This window comes from Mesorhizobium sp. M1C.F.Ca.ET.210.01.1.1, from assembly GCF_004791585.1.
Taxonomy (GTDB): Bacteria; Pseudomonadota; Alphaproteobacteria; order Rhizobiales; family Rhizobiaceae; genus Mesorhizobium.
The window spans coordinates 1-23,957 of the sequence record NZ_SRUU01000030.1; the positions used below are offsets into that span (position 1 = coordinate 1).

The 23,957-nt window shown below is 62.0% G+C and carries 15 protein-coding genes and 2 pseudogenes; 6 read left to right on the top strand and 11 right to left on the bottom strand.

What is annotated here, in order from left to right; translation table 11 throughout:
* The 10 genes and pseudogenes from EN853_RS26070 to EN853_RS26115 all read right to left on the bottom strand — a co-directional run.
* Nucleotides 1-144 (bottom strand): annotated as a pseudogene (locus tag EN853_RS26070) (transposase); the annotation flags it as partial.
* Nucleotides 145-284: 140 nt separating this feature from the next.
* Complete coding sequence (locus EN853_RS26075; protein WP_127858301.1) at nucleotides 285-680, bottom strand: SMI1/KNR4 family protein; 396 nt, start codon at nucleotides 678-680, stop codon at nucleotides 285-287.
* Nucleotides 668-1,038: pseudogene (locus EN853_RS26080) on the bottom strand (transposase domain-containing protein); the annotation flags it as partial. The gene EN853_RS26075 and the pseudogene EN853_RS26080, both read right to left, overlap by 13 nt.
* Before the next feature lie 355 nt (nucleotides 1,039-1,393).
* A complete protein-coding gene (locus EN853_RS26085) occupies nucleotides 1,394-1,843 on the bottom strand; it encodes a MucR family transcriptional regulator (protein ID WP_127858302.1) in 450 nt (149 codons plus the stop codon).
* Nucleotides 1,844-2,160: 317 nt separating this feature from the next.
* Nucleotides 2,161-2,598 carry a hypothetical protein gene (locus tag EN853_RS26090; RefSeq protein WP_059185728.1) on the bottom strand — a complete coding sequence of 146 codons (438 nt, stop codon included), beginning with the start codon at nucleotides 2,596-2,598 and terminating at the stop codon, nucleotides 2,161-2,163.
* 345 nt (nucleotides 2,599-2,943) lie between these two features.
* Nucleotides 2,944-3,942 (bottom strand): hypothetical protein, encoded by a 999-nt coding sequence (locus EN853_RS26095; protein ID WP_127858303.1) that lies wholly within the window; start codon nucleotides 3,940-3,942, stop codon nucleotides 2,944-2,946.
* A gap of 38 nt (nucleotides 3,943-3,980) precedes the next feature.
* Complete coding sequence (locus tag EN853_RS26100) at nucleotides 3,981-7,064, bottom strand: hypothetical protein (RefSeq protein WP_127858304.1); 3,084 nt, start codon at nucleotides 7,062-7,064, stop codon at nucleotides 3,981-3,983.
* On the bottom strand, nucleotides 7,061-11,956 hold the full coding sequence (locus EN853_RS26105) for a hypothetical protein (RefSeq protein WP_127858305.1): 4,896 nt from the start codon (nucleotides 11,954-11,956) through the stop codon (nucleotides 7,061-7,063). Before EN853_RS26105 ends, EN853_RS26100 begins: the two co-directional genes overlap by 4 nt.
* 545 nt (nucleotides 11,957-12,501) lie before the next feature.
* Nucleotides 12,502-12,774 (bottom strand): hypothetical protein, encoded by a 273-nt coding sequence (locus tag EN853_RS26110; RefSeq protein ID WP_127858306.1) that lies wholly within the window; start codon nucleotides 12,772-12,774, stop codon nucleotides 12,502-12,504.
* Between the two features lie 42 nt (nucleotides 12,775-12,816).
* On the bottom strand, nucleotides 12,817-13,161 hold the full coding sequence (locus EN853_RS26115) for a peptidoglycan-binding protein (RefSeq protein ID WP_127858307.1): 345 nt from the start codon (nucleotides 13,159-13,161) through the stop codon (nucleotides 12,817-12,819).
* 253 nt (nucleotides 13,162-13,414) lie between these two features.
* Here EN853_RS26115 and EN853_RS26120 point away from each other — a divergent pair, with 253 nt between their 5' ends.
* From EN853_RS26120 to EN853_RS26135, 4 genes are all read left to right on the top strand, one after another.
* Complete coding sequence (locus EN853_RS26120; protein ID WP_127858308.1) at nucleotides 13,415-13,810, top strand: hypothetical protein; 396 nt, start codon at nucleotides 13,415-13,417, stop codon at nucleotides 13,808-13,810.
* Nucleotides 13,811-14,019: 209 nt separating this feature from the next.
* Nucleotides 14,020-16,089 carry a hypothetical protein gene (locus EN853_RS26125; protein ID WP_127858309.1) on the top strand — a complete coding sequence of 690 codons (2,070 nt, stop codon included), beginning with the start codon at nucleotides 14,020-14,022 and terminating at the stop codon, nucleotides 16,087-16,089.
* Nucleotides 16,090-16,238: 149 nt separating this feature from the next.
* Nucleotides 16,239-16,889, top strand: coding sequence for a transposase (locus EN853_RS26130; protein ID WP_167524602.1), 651 nt, complete (start codon nucleotides 16,239-16,241; stop codon nucleotides 16,887-16,889).
* A 796-nt stretch (nucleotides 16,890-17,685) separates the two neighbouring features.
* Nucleotides 17,686-19,845, top strand: coding sequence for a DUF3363 domain-containing protein (locus tag EN853_RS26135; RefSeq protein WP_245517188.1), 2,160 nt, complete (start codon nucleotides 17,686-17,688; stop codon nucleotides 19,843-19,845).
* A gap of 318 nt (nucleotides 19,846-20,163) precedes the next feature.
* On the opposite strand, the gene EN853_RS26140 is transcribed toward EN853_RS26135, so the two are convergent.
* Complete coding sequence (locus EN853_RS26140) at nucleotides 20,164-20,979, bottom strand: acyltransferase family protein (RefSeq protein WP_127858311.1); 816 nt, start codon at nucleotides 20,977-20,979, stop codon at nucleotides 20,164-20,166.
* A gap of 622 nt (nucleotides 20,980-21,601) precedes the next feature.
* Here EN853_RS26140 and EN853_RS26150 point away from each other — a divergent pair.
* Together EN853_RS26150 and EN853_RS26155 are read left to right on the top strand one after the other, a co-directional pair.
* Nucleotides 21,602-22,441 (top strand): hypothetical protein, encoded by an 840-nt coding sequence (locus EN853_RS26150; RefSeq protein ID WP_127858313.1) that lies wholly within the window; start codon nucleotides 21,602-21,604, stop codon nucleotides 22,439-22,441.
* A 258-nt stretch (nucleotides 22,442-22,699) separates the two neighbouring features.
* Entirely contained in the window at nucleotides 22,700-23,617 is a 918-nt protein-coding gene (locus tag EN853_RS26155) for a hypothetical protein (RefSeq protein WP_127858314.1), read from the top strand.
* Nucleotides 23,618-23,957 lie beyond the last annotated feature (340 nt).

Consider the following 23,957-nt stretch of genomic DNA (forward strand, 5'->3'; position numbering starts at 1 on the left):
GGTGGTGATCAGCGTCGCCATGAAGGCGGCCCGATCGGCACCACGATCAGAACCTGCAAACAGCCAAGCTTTCCTGCCGAGAGCAAAACCACGCAGCGCACGTTCGGCGGCGTTGTTGGTGAGGCAGGTCCGGCCGTCGCTGAGGAGTAATCATCCGGTGAGGACCGCGGTACCTTAGATTTGGTGCAAGCGTCCGTGAAGGCGGAGTTGGCAATCCGGCTGCTAGGGGCTGTTCTGTTCCGCTCGCATCAGCAGGCGCAGCCAGTCTGCGAACGAGTTAGAAATCACTTCCGGAATCCGAGCGGTGCCTGCTTCGTGGTCCCAAAAACGATACGATGCTCGTTATCGATGACCACGCTGGTATCCGGGCAGTGCTGATTGCCGAAGCCGTCATTGTAAAAGGTCACGAGGTGCGGTGGCAGAGGAGGATGCATCTCCGTGCGTTCGGATAGCGTCATGTCTTTCAGGCGGCGCCAGGATTCGAGGCTAGCACCCAAGCCATAAAGCTCGCTCGACCCGACGGTGAGCCAGCCGTATCGTCGCAAGTACTGAGCAAAGCTTCCAATGAAGCGGACGCCAAGGTCGCTCTCGCAATCGGCAATCTCCTCAGCTGTCGCACCCTGACCGTGCTCGATCTCGCCTGAGAAGTCTCGCAATATGACGTCAATCACGTCTTCCATGGATCGCTCGACTTCCAGTTCCAGGGGAGTAGTTCGTCGATCCGCTGTGCGGGGTGGGCTGGGATGCGCGCGAGGACGTCGGCGAGCCAAGCCTAAGGGTCGATGTCGTTCAGCTTGGCAGAGGCGATCAGGCTGTAGAGGACGGCGGCGCGCTGTCCGCCGCGATCGGACCCACAGAACAGCCAGGACTTTCTCGGGCCCGCTCGGCCGCGTTGTTCGAGAGGCAGGTCCGGCCATCGTCGAGGAAGCGGGTGAAGGACGACCATCGGCGTAGCATGTAGTTGAAGGCCTTGCTCAGATCGTGTCCGCGCGAGAGCTTGTCGCGCGTCTCGATCATCCAGCGCTCGAGTTCGGTGACAGCGGCGGAATCCAAGTAAAGAAAATTCTAGTTTGGTTTCAGATGCTTATTGGAAGGCCAAAACAGCTGTTACCAACAGAAATACCAACAAAATATTTTTGTGGATAGGTTCGGTTTCAGGACCGTCAGTCCCATGCCACTCTGTGTTAGATGGCGCGGGTGGGTCGAGTCAGAGGACCGCTACATCGCAAGACCCACTCTCGAAGAAGCACTCTTCTGCTATCGGCGACGCTCAACATAGAGCGTAAACGTCGCCGAAGATCGCTCGGAATTAGGGTGGCTTGGCTCACGGTCTCGATTGGCTAACTGCCTCTGACGGCGCGCCCGAGGTTGACGCACCGACAGCTAGCCTTCACTAAGCCCTAGGCTTTCGTTTGGCAGGCACCTTTCGGGTAGGTTGCGGTTTGCGTCCGAGCCCCGCCGCCTTCGCGAGCGTAGATCTTTGGGCCGCGTAGTTCGGCGCAACCATCGGATAATCTGGCTTCAATCCCCACTTTTCGCGGTATTCGTTTGGAGTGAGCCCGTAGTGCACCGCGAGATGACGTTTTAGCGATTTGAATTTCTTCCCATCTTCCAGGCAGATGATGTAGTCCGGCGTTACCGACCTTTTCGGATTGATTGCGGGTTCATGCTTAGGCGGCTCGGCCGTATTCGGCTGACCAAGGCCGGCCAGCGACGAATGGATCGACGCGATGAGATCTGGCAACCCAGTGACGGGCAGGGGATTTTGGCTGACATAGGCAGAGACAATGTCTGCCGTCAGCCCGACGAGATCGGCCGTCACGGCTTCGTTTTGATCGCTCAAGTATTCGCTCCTAGCAGGGGTCAAATTCACTTCGCCCATTTGTCGTATATCGCAATTTTGAGCGATGCCGAGATAAATAGCACTGCGGAAGCTGTGAGACTGGGCTCTGGGCAAGCAGCCAATCCCGGAGGGCATCTAATCCGCCTGGGGCTCCTGGAAGCTTTTCGAACTTTTTGCATCGCTCGAGGCTGGCCGATCTCTCAGATCGACCAGCTCATGCCGTGGAACTTCAAGGCCTGAAAGGCCTAACCATTGGATCGCCGATGGAGAAGATCGACAGATCGTTGCCTGTCAGCGCTCAGGCCTGACCGCATCGATCAGTTCGGTGGTAGCGCCTCCGGAATCTCCTGCGCCTCGCTCGCGTCGGCAAAGACCTCATCGCGGATCACGCGCAGCGTCACCTGATGAAGATAGGCCTGCAGGGCCTGGTCAAGTTCGGAGAACTCCGGCCACAAGACTTGATCGAGAAATCGTTTGGGTGCGCGAACCATGACCGTGTTGCGCCGTTGCCGATAATAGCGATAGGGCTTCATGCCATAACGCCGGCACAAGGCGAGAAACAGATGGCGCGACCATTGATCCGGCATCGAGAATTGCATCTCAATTGAGGGATCTTGCCGCCCAAGTTCCGTCAAACGCTCCCGCACACGTTCCAGCGCCGCCTCCGCCGCGAGCCGCTCGCCGGCCGTTCCAGCACCCACGAAAAGGGCCTCGATCTTCCGCAACTTCTCACGCAACTGGGATTCGGTAGACATCGGCAGGGCTCGCGGCTGAGTTTAAAAAACCCACCATTCGGCGATATCGACGTCAATCGCCGGGCCATCGATATCCACGTCATTTACTCGCCGTGGGGCAAACGATCGCTATCCCCCCAACGGCCTCAGCTCGACGCTTACATCTATTCAAACTACCCGCTGTGATGACGCCCATGCGCTTGAAAGCGAAAGGCGAAAAGGCCATTTTTTGGCGGCGCACACATGTCGACTTTACGGGCACGGTCGACGGCAGCGGACGCTGATGGTGTTTCGCCAAATGTACTGGACTTATGGCAAGCGGTCTGGTGTCGGGTTCTCGGCAAGTGTGCCAGCGAAATGCTTCGATCAGGGAAACAGATATGAGGCGATCGTCGCATCGACCACGCGCGCAACTGGAAAGACCGACGGGTCGGTCGCGAATGGCTGATTCTGGAAGACGACGACGAATTGTCGTTGCGTCGTGTTCTCCTGAATAATCAGGGCCTCGGAAGCCACCGCGAACCCCGCATTGACCGGTCCCAGCCCTATCTTGCTATGCGTCGTGACGTACTGGACCGTCGTGTCCCGGTTGAGGAAAAGATGCAGCCGGACGACGGCCTGCTGCAAGAGGTTCAGCATCGCCGCGTCGCTGGCCGGATCCACCAGTTGCGCATCCAAGAGTAGGGTGAAAAGCTTGGCCATCTGATAGGCCGTCGCGCCCTGTGCCGTCGGCCCGTCATTGCTGCAGGAAATCCGCTGCGGCGGATACCCCAAGCCGAAATCGCCACAGAGCCACATGCCGAGATTCGTATCGGCATCGAAGAAATTCGCCTCCGACGCCGCAGTCGTGATGTAGCCGAAGCCCAAGCGTTGGATGCACCGACCGGCGGCGGCGTTGTTGCCATCGGCGATCGCCGAAAACAAGTCATCCCAGAATGCCTGTGAAAAGTTCACGGTATTGGACGCCGGGTCATAGGTGAAAATCTGATTGTATTTCGGCAGCAGATGGAGGTCGTCCAGGTCTGCAAGCTTCGGCAGGCGGTTAGCTCGGATCACGTCGTCGAAACTGCTACTCACCGTTTGAAAGACATCCCCTGCCACGCCGCCCGCCACCAGGTCGTTACAGGCCTTGCGCAGTTCGAAAGCGGCATACATGGCGGCAACCTTCAGCAGGCTGGCCGAATAGCACTCGATATATTCCAGACGCCCGGCATAGCTGCGGGTCCCGTCTGGGTTAATGGAAACGATCACGATCGGCGCGCCGTTGGGTGGATTGGGCGTCGATGCCATCGCGCCATCCAGCGCCGCCTGCAGCGCCTCATCATGGACAATGGGATCATCTTTGGCATTCGGAAAGGGTGTCATGCAATTCTCCCAAATCCTTCACAGGAATAGCCACATAGCTACTGAGATAACGTCGTCGGACCGCGCCGACCGATGGGATCGACCACAGCCAGTTCATAGCGTGCGCCCGGCGGAACCGGCGCGGCGTCTGTCCAGGTAAGTTCTGAAGCCACTATGTCGATCGTGTCCCGACGGACCGTAGCAACGCCCGGGTCCTTACGATAGACCTCCAACCTGTAGGGTGCACCGCCAGCATGGAAAATAGAGAGCTCGGCGATTGTGATCTTCACCGAGCCGTCTACCTCCCGGGTGATTGCCGGCTCCGGTGGAGCATCTGGCGCATGGGGTGGAACGAGCAGCGACCCCGCGGCGAGCGATGGTTCACTCCAAAGCCTTTCTGAGGCATCGCCCATCGCTCCCCAGAGGGGCCCGACACCCCCATCCGCCGGCAGCGGAGCCTCGCCCGGTGGAATGGCCGGCTCTGGCGGATAGCGAACTTCGGCATACCAGGACGCGCCGACAAAAGGCTCGAGTTGGTCGAGCGGCACCTCAACTGTGGCGGTCCAGTTCCCCGCGGCGTCCGGGCCGGCCATGTCGCCGGCGGTCCAGACCGGGGCAAATCGGCGGTCAACGTTGCGGCTGGTGCGACGTAGGCGGAACTGAGCCGGTCCACCCGGCGCGGCAGCAAGCAAATCGGGTCTCAGGCCTTGAGCCCGGATCGTCAAGGTAAGCCCCACAGCCGGTTCGGTGAACGCATCGAGCAGCGGTGGTGGCGGACGGTCGATCGTCGGGACAGCTACCGGCACAAGGCCGCAGGAGCCAAACGCGGACTCGGCGCCGCCTGCGCTGACTGGAACGACGCGGACAAACTGCACCGACCGCAGCCCTCCGGGGATGCGCGTCGAGAAATGGACCAAGCCGTCGGATGCGGTCGAGCCGGGGGTTTCACCAAGGAAAGTGAAGGCCGCTTTGTTCGTCAGCTGTAAGCTGGCGAGGTGGATCGGTTTCGCCTGCGCGGCACGGATCGGCGACTCTGGGAAAGGCGCGCCAAGTTCTCCGGCCAGGCGACGTGCATCGCCGAAGTAAACCCGGTAGCGGCTGGCTCCCTCGCGAGGCGGCCACCGCAGCGCGAGCTCGGCCTGTCCAGTAGCATCAATTTGACCGCTCCAGATGACCATGGGCGAGGTGGGGATGGCCTTTGGGGCACGCGCATCATAAGCAGCGCAGGATACCCGCCGCGCGGCAGACGGTGTACCTGAAGCATCGACGTAGGTGCCTACAATCGGAACGTCTCGCTGCTCCCCGACGCCAAAAGGCCTGGGCTCTGCCTCGACGATGATCGTGCCACCGGGTGCTGCCACCCTTTCTGGAAGGTCGACCCCGTCGACGCTCAGACGAAGCCTGGCCACGGGCAGGCCACCAGGCTCGGTGCGAGCAAGTTCCGGGACGTCGATCTTGAGGCGCAGGATACCGGGAATACGCGGACCCAGCGAGTCGTCGTCAGGCTTGGCGCGGTAAGTGGCCTCGACCACGGGCTCGGGCGGACTGGGTCGTGGCGGCGGAGGCTGCGAGAAACCGGCGCCATCGGACCACTGACCGAACTCGTCAGCCTGCCAGATCGTCCAGCTCGCTCCATTTGCATCCGCGGGGACATTTCGATCCTCGACGATGCGTCGGTTGTTGCTGGCCCAGTTGGGGACGATCGGAAGAGCGCGGGAAACGAAGCCCTCACCCGTCGGGGGTTCCAAGCGGTGGAGGGGCAAGGGACCATCGGGCTTGGTGCGGGCGAAGCCCACCATGCCGCGGGCCGGGCTGGATCCAAGTGAAATCACCTGCTGCCATGTCTCAGGACCCGGATTGGCGGGGTCGGCCTGCGGGTTCCAACTGCCGGCGCCCGCGGAGGCCAGTCGGAAGGGGTCGGGCGGATCCGGCGGCGCGTCGCCGGCAGCCACCGCGACGGCGAGCAAGGGAAGATGCGTCCACGGTCCGTGACCTTCTTCCGGACGGTTCGGCAAGTCGGCGATGATGTCGTCCGCCTCCGGAAAATAGCCGCCCATAATGCCGTCGAGCCAGCCGGCCGGCGCCAACGAACCCTTGAGCAGGTCGCCAACGGTTACAGGAACGCCGAAGGGATTGCTGGCTGGCTGGATCACGCGCTTGAGCTGTACGGCCCAGCGCGCCGCGATGATCCAGGTGTTTGCAGGATGAACAGGCTTCGTCTCTCCAAAGGGAATGATAGTCGAAAGGCCGATGTAGCGGGCAATCTGAGGATCAACCGCCATGGTCAGCAATGACGGCGTGATCGGTGCATTGGCCTCTAACCGCTGGTTGTCTGGCGTCGTCGTGGTTCCGCGCAGCACCGCGTGGATCGGTGCTTTGCCCCCGTCAGCCCAACCTTGCTTCATCCAGGGGTCCACGAATTCCGGCGCGATGCGTTCCATGATGCGCCTTGTTTCCTCGCCCGGGTCAGTGTCGTCCGGCAGTGTGCCTGCCGGATTGTCGGGCGGGCTGAGGCGGATCGGTGCTGCAAGCTCGAGCCGCCGGCGGGCCGCCTCGAGCGGATCAAGGTTCGGATCAGGAACGAACCAGTCGTTGCGGCCGAGCGGCAAGCCGAATGTGAGGTCGGGCTTGCGCTCGATGAACTCGCGAATGGCGAGCCGCGCCTGCGACATGGCGCGAACTCCATTGATCGTCCCGGCGCCCTTCGCGCGAAGTCGCATGATGCTGGTATGACCGAAGCGGAACGGGCTGTGGCTGCGACTTGCGACGAGGCGCGCGCCACCGCTTGCCCCGACATGGCCTTCGAGCAGATCAACGCGAAGTCCCCGGTCGTCCGCGTCGATCTCCATCCAGATGTAGGGTTCGTCCGCGGGGACGCCGAACACGGACGCTTCGGCATAGCCGCCGACACCTTCCAGGTCGAAGGGCATTGTCAGGGCGTTACCGCGCTGATCGCGCCATTGCAGCGTCGGCCCCTCGGTCTCGAACACTTCAAGCCGCCAGGCTGCGAATGAATGAAGGGGGAAGCCTATCCAGGGATTGAGCTTGACCCGCAGATGGAACCCATCGGCGACCCAAGGAACTCCCGAAGCAGCGATTGCGCTCGCGCGAAAGAACGAGGCAGGGGCAACATTCGTGGTCATGTCAAATCCTCCGCGAATGCGGGCGATGCGGATATCGGACAGGCAAAGACACCATCCGCCGCAGCCGTCGTGCTTTCCAGCGGGATGGACTGCATCGTCACCGCCAGGTTGAGGGAGGCGGCGGGAGCAAAGGGGTTGCCGGTCAAAAAGAGCAGACGGTCACCCGATGACGAGCGCAGCACCGCCTCGAAGGCATTGCCGCCACAACGCATCGCGTTCACCTTGATCCTGCCGCCGAAGTTGGCAAGTCCGAGCGCATCCGGACGATGGATCGGCTCCGGTGCTTCGAGCAAGACGCCATGGAGCGCCCAGGCAGGTCCAACCTTGGTCCAGAGAGCGATGCTGCGAGCCTCGCGCACGGGCGCCAGCCGGCCAAGGCCGAGCGCGCCAAGGGCGCGCTGGACCGCGCCGTCCGCCGTGACGTCGCCGGCGCCTGCCGCGAAGCGTTTCACCTCGATGTCGCCGGCAAGTGTCCCGGTGCCGAAGCCGAGGTCGGCCAGAAGGTCGTTCGGCGTTGCGTAGCGCGAGGTACCGAATACTCCACCCCGGATGGTGGTGCCGCCCGTCAGCCCGCTGTTAGCGGAATCGAGGAAGGGGAAGGCGAGCGAGAGCTCATAGTCGGAGAGAGGCTGCAGCTTGGGGCGCCCTCCCAGGGTCGCGCCCGGCGACGGATACGGGCAGGCCCCGGCGACGATGGAGGCCGCGTGGAGACGGAGATCCGATTCCGGATGCAGCAGGGAAACGGCGGCCTGCCAGATGTTTGACTTGCCGAAATCCTGCACTTCGAACGGATCGGGGCGCCCTTTGGTTGGATCGGTGCGATGCACACGCACGACGGTATCATGGTCGTATGCCGCCGCGAGGTCCGGAACGTGATTGACTTCGAGCTGCACCCCGACCGGGTCATCCAGGAACCAGTGACGGCTCTTGTCCTGCGGCATCCAGGAGAGGATGTAGCGCTCCAGATAGACGGGATCGAACCGGTCCTTCCTCTGGTGCACGGCCGGAGCGAAGACGAATTCCTTGTAGTGCTGCACCGCCTCGGCCGCGGGGACACGCTGAAGGTATTGCTTGCCTTTGCTCGGCGCGGGACCGGACATGTCGGCGGTCCGGAACCAGTAGGATTCGTCATGCGGGACATCGTTGCCGGCGGTCCCCTCGCGTTGTCCCTTGCCGTTGAAGCCGGCATCGATCCGATAAATTCTGTCTGGCTTCAGCATCGCTCGAGGCTTGACCGCCGTTGCCTTCTTGGCGACATCGTCGGCAACGGTGTTGGTGGCCTTGGTCGCGGCATCGGCGGCCTGAGCCTCGCTTTCGGTCACACCGCACACGCCGAGGACCTGCGGCGCAAGGGCCGCGTGATATTCGAGCTGGAGTGCGGTGAAGGGACCGCCTGCCTGTTCGTAGCCGCGGACGACGCTGTCACCGATCCCGGGCCGGTCTTCGCCGACCATGGGAACCAAAATCGTGCCATTCGGTCCGAAAAGGGTCACTCGCAGCCGATCTGCCATCCCAGGTGGCCAGAGCGGAAGGTGAAGAGCAAGCTGGATGTCACGCAGCGGCTCCGAGAAGCTGAGCATGACGTGAACCGGAACCTCGCCGATCCCGCGAGCGATCTCGTCAGGACGACGATCGAGGGGAAGATCCACCACGTGAAGCAGGTCGAGTGCGCCGTCGAAGCTGCGACCCATGCCCTCGATTGGCATACGAAAGACAAACGGAGCCGGCAACCGGAGCGGGAAGCCAAGCGGTATCATGGGGGTGGTGAGAACGTCGATTTGCACTCCCCACCACTCGGTGGCGACGGCCACCGAGAATACCGACGCGAATGGACCTGGCTGTGGTTCTGTCGGCAGCTGCCAGCTGTCGCCGGGGGCGTGGCGATTTCCGAGACCGCCGAGCGCCCAGCCGGGCTTTGCGAAATACCTGTCGTGGCACCTGTTGGGAATGGCGGGAATGGGGTCGTTGGGGTCGTTGGCAGCACCGTCGACCAGCTTGCGTGTCCACAGATGCGATTCCCATGTGAGCAGGGCGAGTTCGCGCGCGCCCGGCTCGCCGAGCGCGCCGGCCTTTGCCTGCTGCCAGGCAGCTTCCAGTGGGCCCGCGACGACAGTCTCGGCGCCGGTGTGCGGATTGATTTCGGTCAGGGCCAGGCTGGTGAGCGTATAGGTGTAGCTCAGCCGGTCATTGCCGACGACGCCCGCTCCGACTGCCGCTGCGTTCCAGGAGAGCTTGTCCTTGAAGGGTCCGGCCTGCAGGCCGTTGGCCGGCCCGTTCGTGAACTGCAGGATCGGGATCACGTCCGGCCATACGGTGGGTAGCTCCGCGATCGGAGGGCGCGTAGGCGAGCGGACCGCGTCTGCCAGCTTGGTATAGCGATGGTCGGCAAGCGCGATCGATTCCAGCGGCCAATCCTGCGGATCGGGTACCATGCTGCCCTTCTCGCCGAGCTCGATGGTGACGCAACCCTCAAGGCTGAAGAAGAACAGGTCGACCTCGCCGCAGACTTCGAACTTGACCCAGTTATCCCCAAGGTCCGGGGCGATCAGGAAGGAAATGTCGGCGCTCGCGCCGATCGATACGGGTCCCAGATGGAGGCTTCCCGACAGGTGGCCAAGGCCGCCGAGCAGGAGCGGCCGGGTGCCAAGCGCGAGGATCACCGAAGCTGAAACGTCCAGATGGATCAGCGGGATGCCGTAGACGGCGGTAAAGCCGGCGCCGAACCCAAGCGCGAACCCGGTCGGGGACAGCCCCGAGACGCCGCCCAGACTCGGGATGCCGTCGCCCTCCATCATGAAGAAGGCCCAGGCATTGATGGGGAGAATGCCCGGTAGAATATTGGCCTGTATCGGACCTGGCCCACGGCCCTGCTGCCCATCTGAACCGAGCCGCACAAACCAGTTGCGCCCGCTCTTGGGAAAGCGCGCGCCGAACGGAACGTCGATGGTCAACAGGAACGGCACTTTATATTGGCCGCGCATGGCGAGCGTGACCGCGCTTGGTTCTACCGCAAGCACGCCCTTGAATGACAGACCGGCCGCTGCGTCCGAGAATTCCTCGGTCATCATCACCCGCGGCGACAGCACACGTCCCTGGAGGCTGGCGCGGAGCGCGAAGTCCGGCACGCCGATGACCACGACCCCTTTGGCGCTGAAAGTGAAGCCGAGATCGGGCGCCGTGCCGACGACGGCGCCAAGCCCAAAGATGCTGTTGCCTGGCAGGCAGGTGTACAAGCTGGTCTTGAGTGGATTCTGCCCCAGATAGAAGTCGATCGGGTCGGCATTGGGCGCGGGTGACGGGAAACCGGAGTTGACGCCGAAGATGCCGCCCAGCCCGTAGAGCCCCAATCCACTGTTGGCGAGCGGGATCGGACCGGGCAGGTCCACCCCGAGCGCGAACAGCAGTTCGTTGATGCCTTCGCCGCAATCCACATATGTGACGCTGGCAAAGGCCGCGACGTTGAGCGGAACGATCTTGGCCGCGAGCGCGAGGTCCAGTTGGCCGGCGCCGAGAGATGCTTTCCCGCTCGCTTCGAACAAACCCGGCATGACCATCGACGCGTCGAGCCCCCGCAATTCGGGGTCGAGCGGACCGTTCGCACCGAGAGTGACGCGCACGGTGGCGCCACTAACCTTCACCGGGCCGAGTTCGAGCGCGAAGCGCAGGTCGACCTCGAACCATTGTGAGCCGCGACCGGAGCGGCTGCCCAGAACGTCGAAAAGGTCCTTGAGCGTGCCCGGCGACTGGACCTGCCAGCCGCCGGGGTCCTCGACGTCGACGTCTGCTTCGCCAAAAGACAGATGGAAGCGCTCGAGGCCGGTCTGGACGAAGTCGACCAGGAGGCGAACGTTGCGATAGCGAAGACGCATCGGCACTCGAGGCTTCATACCGATGCTCATGAAACCCAGGTCAATGGTCTTGACCATTACGTCGACGCTATAGTCGACGCGCAGCGTCAGCTTGGTTCCGGCGGAGCCAAGGCCCGCATCGATCTCGACCGCATGAACGACGACGTTGCCGTCATCGAGGAAGGCGCTGAGACCAGCGGCCGCCACGAGCAGCGCGTGGAGGGTAGCCCCGAAACCATCATATTTGGGCTGGCTCGCCGATGGCGGGTTCGCATCCGCGATGAAGGCTGTCGCGAGTGCTGCGGCAGTAACAACGACCTTGCCGGCGGCGGACGAGCCCTTGACCGAGAGCAGCCCCTGGTCTCCGCCCGCTTCGACGACGAGACCGAGATCAAAATCGGACGTGCCGGGCTTGCGCGCGAAGCGGGCCGTGACACGCAGCGGCCGGCCGCCAAGCAGTTCGATGTTGCCGACGCCTGATGGATCGGCGGCGGTGTCCAGATTCCAGCTTGTGCGGATTTCGACCATCGCCGGCAAGGCCGAGGCCAGGGAGGTTGCGCCCGGGTCGTCCCACACAATGGTCGCGTCGAAAGCAGGCCTGGGACCATTCTCAGCAACATGTGCTTCTGTTCGCCCATAGAGGCCGTTCGGCATGCCCAGATCGAGTTCCACCGGGATGGGGCCGGCGCCGACAAGCGGCGTATCAGGGGGAAGGAAAAGCTCGGCATTGCGAATGGCGACGCCTTGCCAGGCAGAGGTCGCTGACGGCGCTGGGCCGCCGACGCCGCCGGTGACAGGCGCTGGAGCATTCTGAGAGGAGGAGTCGACTGTCAGGCCACCGGCCAGATGCAGGCCGAAGCCTTGCGCGCCGAGGAAGAAGGCTGCTGGGTTCGTTCCGACACTGAGGACCCCGGACTCCGCAGCATCCAGGGCGACGATCCCCTGCCGCGCCGGTTGGCCGATGCTTCCTTCGATCCTGATCGCGAGCGGGTCGGCGCCGTTGAGTGTCAGCTTCACCCTGCCGCCTGCCGTTGGGTCGGCCACCAGCATGCGCCCGTCAGGTTGGACTTTGGCTGGAGCGCATCCCGCAGGGAGCTTGAGAAGACCGTCGGCTGGTTTCAGGTCCAACTGAAATCCAATTGGATTTGCCGCAGGGCCTAGGACACGCATGTCGAAGGAGATCTCAGGTCCGAGAGGGTCAATGTCGAGACTGGCGAAACCGCCGGCCGAGTCGTTGGCGGAGGCTTTGACGTTACCCGAGATCGGAGCTGCTTGCGGTCCGGCAGGCGGCGCCAAATCCGTCGACAGGTGATTCAGGATCTCGCGGACTTCGGAAGGGAATACGATCTGCTCCAGAGTGCCTGGGATCAGCGACTTGAGGAAGTCAAACATCGCAACGGCCATGGCATCCGCCTTTCTGACCTATTTGAATTCCAAGCTTCGGCTCTGCCGAGCGTTCTTGGGAAATTCACCGGCGTGGAGACGCCGATGCACCTTGTCGCGAAAGCAACAAATCAATGGGTCAAGGCCAATGGCCCGCCCACTTTGATCCTGTCGGGGGCGCCAGCTGGCGCAGGACCATCGTCGACCTACTGTGCCCGCTGCTTAAGGGTATCAAGTTCCTGACGCAGCCGGCCCACCTCCTGCTTCAAGGCTTCCGCCTCCTCCTGCCGGCCGCTGTCCTCAAGGCACTTGCTGAGGAAGCCAAGCGCCACGAGCACTGCCGCCCAAGAGAGCCACATCCTCAACGCCAGCGCCGGCTCGAGGGGCGGAGCAACGGCTCCAAAAGCGACGCCCGGCGTGGACACAACAGCGTTTCCCAAAGCGACGATGACGCTGACTTTCTGAATTTCACAAGCCATCTTGCTTCCCCCGGACTCGAACGTCCCTTGGTGTATCGCCTGTCAGTTGTTGCCGGTATCGACGCCGAGGTCGGCGAGGTAGGCGTCGGCACTTTCATCCGAGGCGTGGCTCGCAGCCAAGGTCAGTCCCGGCAGGTCGGAGATGTCGATCGAGCGCTCCTCACTGGCCTCCGGGCCCTCGAGCACGGACCATGTGGCTTCATCGACAATACCGCTGGCGACCAAGCCAACCGCCTCCTGGAACAACATGACCGCATCCACGGTCGATTGCCCGAAAGAGCCATCCGCCACTTCGGAAAAACAGCCCACGGCAATCAGATCCTCCTGAAGCCTCGTGACTTCGGACCCGGCGTCACCGAACTGGATTGTCGGTTGATCAAAAGGCATGTCTAACCCCTCCGCACTTCGCACTCGGAATGGCACAGGCGGACGCACGGAAGTAAACCAGCTAACAAGTCTGGCTATGTTGCCCAAGGAATGGGCATGCGTCTCGAATATTTAAGATTTTAGCTTTTGGCCGCCCCGATATTTCAATCTGAGACTTGATTAGATTAACAAGATCGTATCATATATTGCGGAAGGTGCCTACATAATTCTTTCTGTTTTCAGATCTCTTCTCCCCCGAAATTGGAGCTAGAGCATGGCTGCTGTCGTCTTCGCGAACCCGGACAATCCAATTACCCCTGACAAGGCGATCGTTCACGACAACGAGGCTTTTCGCGTTCAGTGGTCGGCCTTCAACGCCGGAGACGCCGATCTAATGGCGTTCATCGATCGTTTGGTCATCACCAGCATTCCGGAGGGTTGTCCGGGCTCGGACGATGTCGAGCATGAGGTCGTGTTTGATAGCGACACAGACGGCGATGCGGCGGACTACACCGAAGAGGAGCTGTTGGCAGGTCAGACTGGTTCGCTAATGGAGCCATCTGTCGGACCTTTCCCGGCCGGCAGCTATCGGCTGACAGTGACCCTAGCATCCGATATCGCGCAAGGCGACACTACCTTTAGGTGTATCGAGATAGTGCCGGCGATCTAGTGTTGTGACGCTTACGCTTGTTCGCGCGGAGACCGCGGCCGCCAAATGGTGGACCGAGTTCGGTCTCCATAGTTCTCGGCCAGACAGCTGATCGTCAAGGCCGCGGATGAGATCAGCCGCATCGGGGAATGAGCCAATCAAAATTCTCATTGCCCTTGGGCAACAGCCTGTCTGGTTAGCAACCCAAACGCGCGCGCAATGGAGGGAATATGAGTGTGCTTGGATGCAAGATTGCTGGCGCTGCTTTGCTGCGCGCGCTCTGGGTAGGGACGCTGCTCGTATGCCATGCGGCCGCACAAGGGTCCTCGACGTTCACAAGTCCGATCGACATCACCGGCGGCCGGATCACAATTGAGGCCGTTGCCCCAGATAAGGACACAGGTGTTGTCGGCGCGGTACAGTCTCCCCTCGTACAGGGCATGGCGGCGCTCGCGAGAACGCCGATCAACTCGCTGTTCGACGGGCGATGGAACGGCACGCCGGATCAGCAGGCGGCGGGTGCCTCGCCGCGCCAGACTTCGTGCGACGGCCCCGGCGGGATCAAGGAGACAATCGAGGCCAAGGCCGCCAAAATGGGCCACACCGCTTTCGAGATCACCTGTAATTTCGCGACGGCTGGGTCAGTGTTTGTCAGCAAAGCTGCCGAAGGGCTGTATGTGAGTTACCAGCTGTTCAACAACAAGGGCAGCTTCAAGGTCAGAAACGACGTCGCCGACGCGCGATTCTCTCTAACCTTTGCGCTCGAACTCACGACGCTGATCCACACCGGCAACACGATCTGCAGCCTCCGCGCTGACGCGCCGGTAGTGTTGCTGCACGGAGTGCAGATCGAACCCGAGAACGCGGCGGCGAGCATCCACGACTTCCTCAATCCGTCGGACCTCACGAAGATGGAGCTAGATGCCCAGGCCAAGGAACGAACGACCTCGATTTCGGTGAACGACGTCTTCCAGCAGCTCCAGGATGCCTGCAACCGGGGCGACATCGTCTCCAGGGTCATCGCCAAGTTCGCCCAGCTCGAAACCGATATCAGCCTCCCCCAAGGGGTGACCTTCCGGGCGGTTCATCCCGGCATCGCGGCGCCTCGCTTCCAGAACGTCAGCCTGCCATTCGGCCAGTTCACCTGTGTTGCCGGCTACGTATGGCGCAACGCCTATGAGGGCGATGTCGTGTGTGTGACCCCGCAGCGGGCCTCGCAGGTTCAAGACGAGAACGGTCTCGCCAAATCACGGCGCGACCCCAATGGCGGGCTCTACGGCGAAGCGACATGCCTCGCCGGATTTGTCTGGCGGGTGGCCCGATCCGATGACCTCGTTTGCGTGCCGCCCGCCAGCCGCGACCTTATTGCCCAGGAGAATGCCGATGCGGCCTCGAAATGGGTGACGGGCAGCACAGTGCCGAGCCTGACGCGTCCCTCGATCTCGGCTCCGCCGGTTGTGGCGGCAGGGGCGAACTTCAATGTCAGCGGCCAGTTCTTTCCACCAGTTGCTGACCCGACCCGGCTGAAGCTTTCATTCAGTCGAGATACGACCTCCGCCTGCATCGGCGGCAGCTCGCAATTGGAGGTCACCAAGGCCGGTCAGGTCGCGGCGCCCGCAACCTTAAAACCCTCTAGCAACATGAGCAGTTGTTCCTACAGCTACGACGTTGTCGGTCTGACCCCGTCGACGGCCTATAGTTTCCGGCTGCGCGACTGCGACTACGTCACCTGCAGCCCGTGGAGCGCGCCCTTCGCTACGACGACCCTCGGTCCGAATAATGGCCCCGGGCCGGTCGCGATCGTCCTCGACACCGGGGCAACGCTCGGCACCGTGGCCGTCGATGCGGCGGGAGGGTTCCTGACGTCAGTCCGGTTGCCAGCCGAGACGGCGCCGGGCGTGCATAGGCTGACGGCATCGACGGGGGGACGCGGCGACACGATCGAGCTGCGGGTCACGCCGGCGGGCGGCGAGACCGCCACGCTTATGGTGACGATTGCCTTTTTTGGCGATGTCGGCTGCCCGATGCGCGAGCTCGACCCGCCCAAGATCGCCGCGGACTACACCTTTCCACTATTTGGCTCCGGCTTTAGCCCTGGCAAGGTCAGGATCTATCTCGACAGCAGCAACGGCGGATTGAACCTGGGCAGCGCGACAGTGGGCGCCGACGGCACCTTCTGCAGCGAGTTCAGGGCCATCCCAATGGACAAATTGGGCCAGCGCAACTTGGTCGCCGTCCAAGGTGGCACGGAACGCTCCGTCCTGCCCGTCGAGGTAGTCTACGTCCCATCGGTGCACTGAGAGAGCGCAGCCTCGGCACGATCGCCACGGCTCGCGGGCTTCTCGGCCTACAATGCAGGTCCCGCCCGTTACGCGCCGCGGCTGCATCTGGTCGGCCACGAGGCGACCGGATGGTCAGCCTGGCTGCATCGCGAGCTCGATGCCGCGGCATGCCGATGGTGCTCCTGGAGACGCATCATTCGGCCCGCATGCTGGAGGCGCAGCGCAACAAGACCGACCGCAACGACGCCCGCGGCCTGGCGCATCTGGTGCGCTCCGGCTGGTTCAAGCCGGTGCACGCCAAGAGCGACGCGGCCATCCGGATGAAGCTGATGCTGGCGCATCGGCGCACGCTCAAGCGCAAGCTGATGGACATCGAGACCGAGGTCCGGCACTCGCTCAAGATGTTCGGGCTGATGGCCGGCCGGCGCGTCCAGCGCGCCTCCTTTGTCGCCCGCATCCGCGAGCTGATCGCCGGCGATCGGCTGCTCGAGACGGCCACCGAAAGCATGCTGAGGTGCTGGCAGGTGCTGTGGGACGAGTATCGCAAGCTGCACAAGCTGATTGTCCAGCTTGTCGGCCGGGAGGAGCTATGCCGGCGCTGGTGCGAGGTTCCCGGCGTCGGTCCGGTGGCGGCGATGACCTTCCTCGCCGCCTTCGACGATCCGCATCGCTTCGCCAGGTCGAAGACGCTCGGCGCGCATTTTGGCCTGACGCCGAGACGCGAGCAGTCGGGCACCTCGATCGACCGCGCCGGCCACATCTCGCGGCGCGGCGACGGCGGGTCCGCACCGCGCTCTAGGAAGCGCCGAGCGCGATGAACACCCGCTCGAGGACGCACAGCACGCTTCAAGCCTGGGCCTGCGGCTGGCGGCCAAACGCGGCCACAAGCGCGCCGTTGTCGCCGTGGCGCGCAAGCTGGCGACGATCATGCACCGCATGTGGATCGACGGCTCCAGCTTCCGCTTCTCGGACGGCCAGGCGGCGTCTGGCGGCCGGGCGCTGAGCGCGGTGGCGGCAGCATGAGCGCAGCCTGTGAGGCAAACGACCGACGGTTTTACGGCCCGGCGCCGACACGAGCTCCGCCACCGCGGCGGGGAAGACAGGTGGATCGAAGCGGATGCAGCGATCACGATATCTTGCCGGCGACAACACCCTGGAAGGGGTGGCGATCGCGCGTGATTGGATGTGTGGCCCTGCCAATCCGACGCAGATCTGTGCGCCCGCCGGCGTCGCGGGAGCGAGCACGAACGACGGCACGGACCACCCGGCTTTCCTGATCGCACGGCGGCGTGGCGTGGCGCGCTCCGGTGTAGTATTATCGAAGTATAGAGACGGATACCGACTGTGGCGACGAAGATCAGGAACAGTCGCCCAATTGTGACGGCAAGATAAAGCGAGCCCGCGCTCGCGCCTCGCTATTCTCGGCAAGGTGTTGTCTGCACATTGTTTTCGCCTGCGAAAACGAGGCGCTTTTGGAATTCTGAGATGTGTAAGATGGGGCGGTCGCGTCGCTAGCGCCTTGGTAATGCTCGCAAGTCCGTAACGCCGCCGCAACGTGCGATCCGCCGTCTCTACGCAGCAGCCTGTCTTTGCGCGCTGGAGCGCGACGGGTGCTTGAAACGTCTTGCAGAGCCCAAATTCGCTGCCGATCCTGCCGCCATGGTCGATCGTGACGGTAATGATTTCCGTGTCAGGCTGGGACGCGCGCGAAGCGGCGGGACGCGCGTCAATCCGCGCTCGCTGCCGTTCGTTGCCCAGGTCAAGATCGCCGTTCGCAGGGCTGGCGGCAGCCCAGGCCGGAGCGGCGGTCTGGCGGGGAGCAAGAAAGGCGGCAGGTTCAACGCCAGGGGCAGGGGCGCCAGCATCGCCACCGGCCTCATGCGGGACGGTGGCGGCTGGGGCCGGGAAGGGGGCAAGGGCCGCTTCCGGGCACGCCGAGTGATGGTCAAGGCGAGGGTGGTGAAGTTTACCTCCCAGCGCGGCGCGCGCGGCCCGAAACTGCGCGGTATGTCAATCCGGGCGGTGGATGCCCATCTGCGCTACCTCCAGCGCGACGGGGTAACGCACGACGGTGAGAGGGGAAAAGTCTATTCCGCCATCGAGGAAGGTCGCGACCGCGAGGAGGGGAGCGCCTTCATCGAGCGCTGCCGCGGAGACAAGCATCAGTTTCGTTTCATCGTCGCACCCGAGGATGCCGCCGAGATGGAGGATCTGCGCTCCTTCACGCGCGACCTGATGCGGCAAATGGAAAACGATCTCGGAACGCGGCTCGACTGGATCGCCGTCGACCACCACAACACCGGCCACCCCCACACCCATATCCTGGTGCGGGGCGTCACCGAGGAGGGTAGGGTGCTCAATATCGCCGGCGACTATATCGCCCACGGCATTCGCCATCGCGCCGGCGAACTGGTGACACTGGAGCTCGGACCACAGACCGAGATCGACATCGCCCAGAAGCTCAGGGCCGAGGTGGCGGCCGAACGCCTGACCCGCCTCGACCGGATGATGCTTGCCGAGCAGGAGGAGCGTGGCGTTGTAGACCTGCGTCCCGGTGTGAGCGAGAGCTACACGTTGCGCGCCAACCGCCATCTTCTGATCGACCGGGCAAAGCACCTGGAGCAGTACGGCTTTGCCTCCGAGACTGAGCCCGGCCGCTTCGTGCTCACCGACAATGCCGAACAGGTCCTGCGCGATCTCGGCATGCGCAACGACATCATCAAGACCATGCACCAGGCGCTCGCCGATCATGGCATCGCCGACGAACGCGGCCCGAACCAGTATGTCACCCACGGCAAAGAGATCAGCGAACCGATCGTCGGACGGGTGCTCGACAAGGGGCTTGCCGGCGACGGGCTGGATGGCGGGCTCTACGTCGTCGTCGATGGCGTCGACGGGCGTACCCATTATCTCGAGACAAGCGACGATACAAAACTCGGCGAGCTGAGGCGCGGCCACATTGTCGCTCTCGAGCCAATCTCGACAAAGGCCGAGCCTCGCAAAGCTGATCTCAGCATCCATGAGATCGCGGCAAGCTCCGATGGGATCTACCGGCCGAGCGAGCATCTCGAAGCAGCTCGGACCCAGATTGAGCGCATCAAGGGCGACCCCGACGCCTTCATCCGCTCGCATGTGCGCCGTCTGGAGGCGTTGCGGCGGGCCGGCATTGTCGAGCGCATCGATGCCGACCATTGGAAGATTCCCGACGACATCGCCGATCGCGGTGCAGCCTATGACGCCCGCAACCGGGGCGGGGATTTTGCCGTCCGCAGGCTCTCCTTCCTCGATCTCGACAGCCAGGTAACCAGCGATGGTGCGACCTGGCTCGACCGGGAACTGGCCTCGGCCAACCGAACTTCGCTCGCCCAGGTCGGGTTTGGCCGGCAGGTCAGCGACGCCCTGGACCGGCGCCGGCAGAACCTCCTCGACATGGGCTACGCGACCAGACTACCCGATGGTACGGTTCGAGCGTCGCGCGAGTTGCTCCAGCGCCTCGAACAGACCGAAGTCGCCCGCGTCGGCCGTAGGGTGGCGGCCGAGCGCGGGCTGAGCTTCATCGAAGCCAAACCCGGGGAATACGTCACAGGCCGACTTGCCGGCGCCGCCAACCTCGCCTCCGGCCGCTTCGCCATGATCGACGACGGCGTGGGCTTCTATCTCGTGCCCTGGCAGCCGGTCCTCGACAAGCGCATCGGGCAGCACATCACCGGGCTCGCTCGCGACAGCGGCGGTATCGAATGGGGCTTCGGTAGGAAGCGAGGGTTAGGGCTGTAAAAGTGCTCCGCGGGTAGTCCTCATACCTCAAACCAGGCTTCGTTTCCGCAGGCGCCTACTCACTGCGGCGCGCCGAGACAGCTGGATAGTCCACCATGCACAACCGGAGAGCCCGGGGCCGGGTTTGTTTCTTACTGCGAGGGTTCCCGTACCCACCCTCGCGCTTCCGCCTGCCCGGGAGTGGATTGGGCAATGTGGGGCGCTTCAGAATGGCTGCTCCAATCGTCAGCGAGACGCGGAATTGAAAGCCGGCTTGCTGCGACCGTGACGGGGACGGTATCTGATCGCGGCCGTGTCGTTTGAGCTGACTGACAGCAGTTAAAAAGCTTCGGCTGGTTGCCGGGCCGGTCGTCGCATCTCAAAGGCCACGGTGACGAAAATGGACACGGCAGCCACCAGAGCGACGCCGAGGGTCGGGTGCAAGCCCATAGCGCGGGATGCCTGTAGGACGGGCACGTGAGTGGCATAGAGCGGGTATGACAGCGCGCCGGCCCAAATAACCCACCTCATGCGAGGCAATCCAAGCGACGTTCTGATGATGAGAGGGCAGGCAACAAGCGCCATGATTTCGAATGAGGCACTGATAGATGCCAGGCCGAGCGCGAGCGCGAAAGCGCCGATCGCCAACACGGGTTTATCGCCTAGCGGTCTGTCGCCATACTGTCGAAACATCCAGATGCCGACGAGGTAGCACGACAGCTCGCGCGGTGTGAGCCCCACGATCGCGGTGATCCCCGGCCCCCAATGCGTGAGACCATTCGTTGAGAAAGCGGCGAAGAGCAGGATGCTCGCCGCGGTGGCCACTATTAACTGCATGTTCGATAGCTTCGAGAAGATCGAGCCGTGGAGGGCATTGCAGATGATCTCGATGAACAGCGACCAGGCGGGCACGTTTAGAGGAAACGCTGCAGGACCAACCGAGGGCAGGAAACAGAGGACCAGCACGTAGGATGCAAAGACTTGCGCGAAAGGGCCATACACGGCCACAACCCACGCCAGACCGACGGTCGAGCCAATGGCTAGCGGTAGGAACAGACGCCGATATCGAAGGACAATGAAGCCCGGGTACTCAGATCGGTGTGCAATAGATCTTCGTAAGTCCTGGTCATCACGAAGCCGGACAGGATGAAGAATAGATCAACCGCGATTGAAGGGCTTAGGGGTAGCAGCGGAAATCCGTAGACGGTTACGAGATGGTGTGCCGCGACAGCAATCGCCGCGACACCTCGCAGCGCGTCAAGTCCGTAAAGTCGTCTAGTCAAGGCAACATCCCGTCATCAGCGCATCACTCGGCGCCATCGCACAGCCCGAGCCCATGGCACCGCAGGTCATGGGCGTCTTCGCGCGTGAGAAATAAATCCGAATCGAAGGCGCCGGCCGCCATCGCTACCCGTCCCCGAGTCACAGAGTCACAATGTAGTAAAAATCCATTATGGAAAACTAATATCATTTTCACGTCGCCGATAGGTCTTTCTTTTTTAAGTAATAAAAGTAATGTAGTTCTGCTGAGTTGGGAACCCCATCCTTCAGCGATTATGCGGCTAAAGAGCAATTTGGAAGAACGTTTTGGCTCACCTAGAAGTGCGCCAATCGTGTGGTTGTGCTTGATAGCCGATGGAGATTGGCGGTGTTAAAGCGAGGCGCTCTTCTTGTTTTTGCAGTTGCGTGTGCGGTTGTTGTTAGCGGCAGCACACGGGCGGCCTGCACACTTCCGAACACGCTCACTAATGGTCAGCCGGCCGATGCCGCCCAGGTCATGGCCAATTTCAATGCGCTACAAACTTGTGCCACAGCACAGGCGCCGGCCGGATCAGTCGGCTCCGTTCAATACAATGCTGACGGGGCACACTTTGGCGCGGCTGGCCCGCTGGCAAACGGAGAATTGATTATCGGCTCGACGGGCAATGCCCCGCAGGCGGCGACGCTTACCGCAGGTCCGGGCATCGCGGTGACCAACTCAAGCGGAGCGATTACAATTACCGCCATAGGAAATGGCGGAGTCCTCCCAACCATCAGAGGCTCGGCCATACAGGGAGCATCCACAGGATCCAATCTGACCGTGACGTGGCCCACAGGAAGCGCCGCAGGTGACCTCGCCATCATCTTCATCGGTTCAAGTTGGGCGATGTCGGCAACGCCCGCCAACTGGGCGTTGATCGACCAGAAGATTGGGAGCTATTGGAACGGCGCCGTCATTGCGAAAATACTGACCGCCTCGGATATCACAGCGGGATCGGCTGGTATCACCTTGGGCGGTTCAAGCGATTGGATTGCGTCTACCATCTCCTTCCAAGGGAATACAACAGGGGTAGGCGGCCTTACTTCGCTACAGAATTCATCCGGTGTCGCTAAGCGATCCATCCCGGCGCCGACTACAATTGCCGGGGCCCTATATGTTCTTTTCGGATCCGGCAGGACGAATTCTGCTGTCACGATCACCGAGGGTACGCCACTGCAGTCGATGAATGACGGGGTGGCGGGATCGGGTGCGCTTTACCAGTCAACGTCCCATCCATTTTTCGGGTCCGCGGTTGTCAATTTTGCGTCGACCCCTGCTGGCGACTACGAGGCAATCATAGGCGTCACCGGGCCATAGCCTTCTACTTCTGCGGCGATCGCAGCATTTTGGAGAGGAAAATGCATGCCTAGACCTAAAGAAAGCCTGGTGTCGCGATGGAGGTGCGCAGCCCCACCCAACCCGATCGATAGCCAATGGAGATCGGCGGCGTTCAATCGAGGCGCTCGTCTTATTTTTGCGACTGCGTGTGCGGTTATCATCAGTAGCGGCGCACGAGCAGCCTGCACGCTTCCGAACACTCTCACCAATGGCCAGACGGCCGATGCAACGCAGGTTATGGCGAATTTCGGTTCGTTGAGTAACTGTATCGATGCGGCGGGCAGTGTCGGAAGCGCAACGGCCGGTCAACTAGGCTATTATGACACGTCAGGTAACGCGATACTGGGCAAAAGCCTGACAGACGTCCTCGACGCCGCCGTCGGATCCGGCCGAGGCAGTATCCTCTATCGCGGTTCTGGCGGCTGGGTTTCGCTCGCTCCGGGGACAGCGGGATATGTGCTTCAGTCGGGAGGGCCGTCTGGCGACCCGTCATGGGTTCCTGGTGGCGGATCCGGCGGAATTGGCACGATTGTGGGTGCGGGTGTTTCTTCGACCGGTCCCGTGGTCGCTCTGCCGGCACCGGTGGTTTCCCGCCCGGCATTGTCGTCGCTGACCTGGCTCAATCAAGCAAGCGCCACCGCGACTGACAATGCCAACGGCCCTCTGGTACTAAAAACCACTCAAAATACCTCGGCGAGCAGCAATCTCAATGCGCTTACAAAGAGCGTTGCGGGTGGAGATTGGACGGTCACTATCCAATATGCTCAAGGAAATCATACGTCCGGATCGAATACCGATATCTTCGGACTAATTGTTCGGAGCAGTTTCAATAACCGCATCTATGTTTGCGGTCTCAACGGCTCTTCTGCAATAGCGATATGGTCATATTCAACAGCAACTGCATGGAATTCAAGTGTTGCCAGTAAAACGATATTACCTAATTACAGCAATGTATGGGTAAGGGCCAGCTATACAAGTGCGACGACGACGCTAACTTTTTTCTATTCGATTGACGGGTACACATGGGATCAAGTTTACACGACCGCATCTCCATATACCGGCGCGCCGACAGACTATGGGATCACGGTTGGGTCGGCCGGAAACAGCACTGGCGCAATACTTTCGCTAAATTATATGGCGGAAAGCTCTCCGTGAAATGTCAAATTGAACACGTCATTTGGTATCGTTGCGGCTCACAGTTTGAAGGATCACCAAATGGTAGGAAGTTGGAGTGTAAATATGGCGGGAACAATACTTCTTCAGAGACGGAGGAGTGTTAGGATATTCTTCCTGGCTATTATTTTGCAGCCAACAATCGCCAACAGTTCGGTCAACTACGGCTACGACGCGCTTGGGCGTGTTACATCCGCGCTTTACGACAACGGGCTCTGCATCGCCTACACCTACGATGCGAACGGCAACCGAACATCGCAGGTCAATTCGACACAAACGGCGGTGTGGGGATCTGGCGCCTGGGGTTGCTTCAAATGGACCC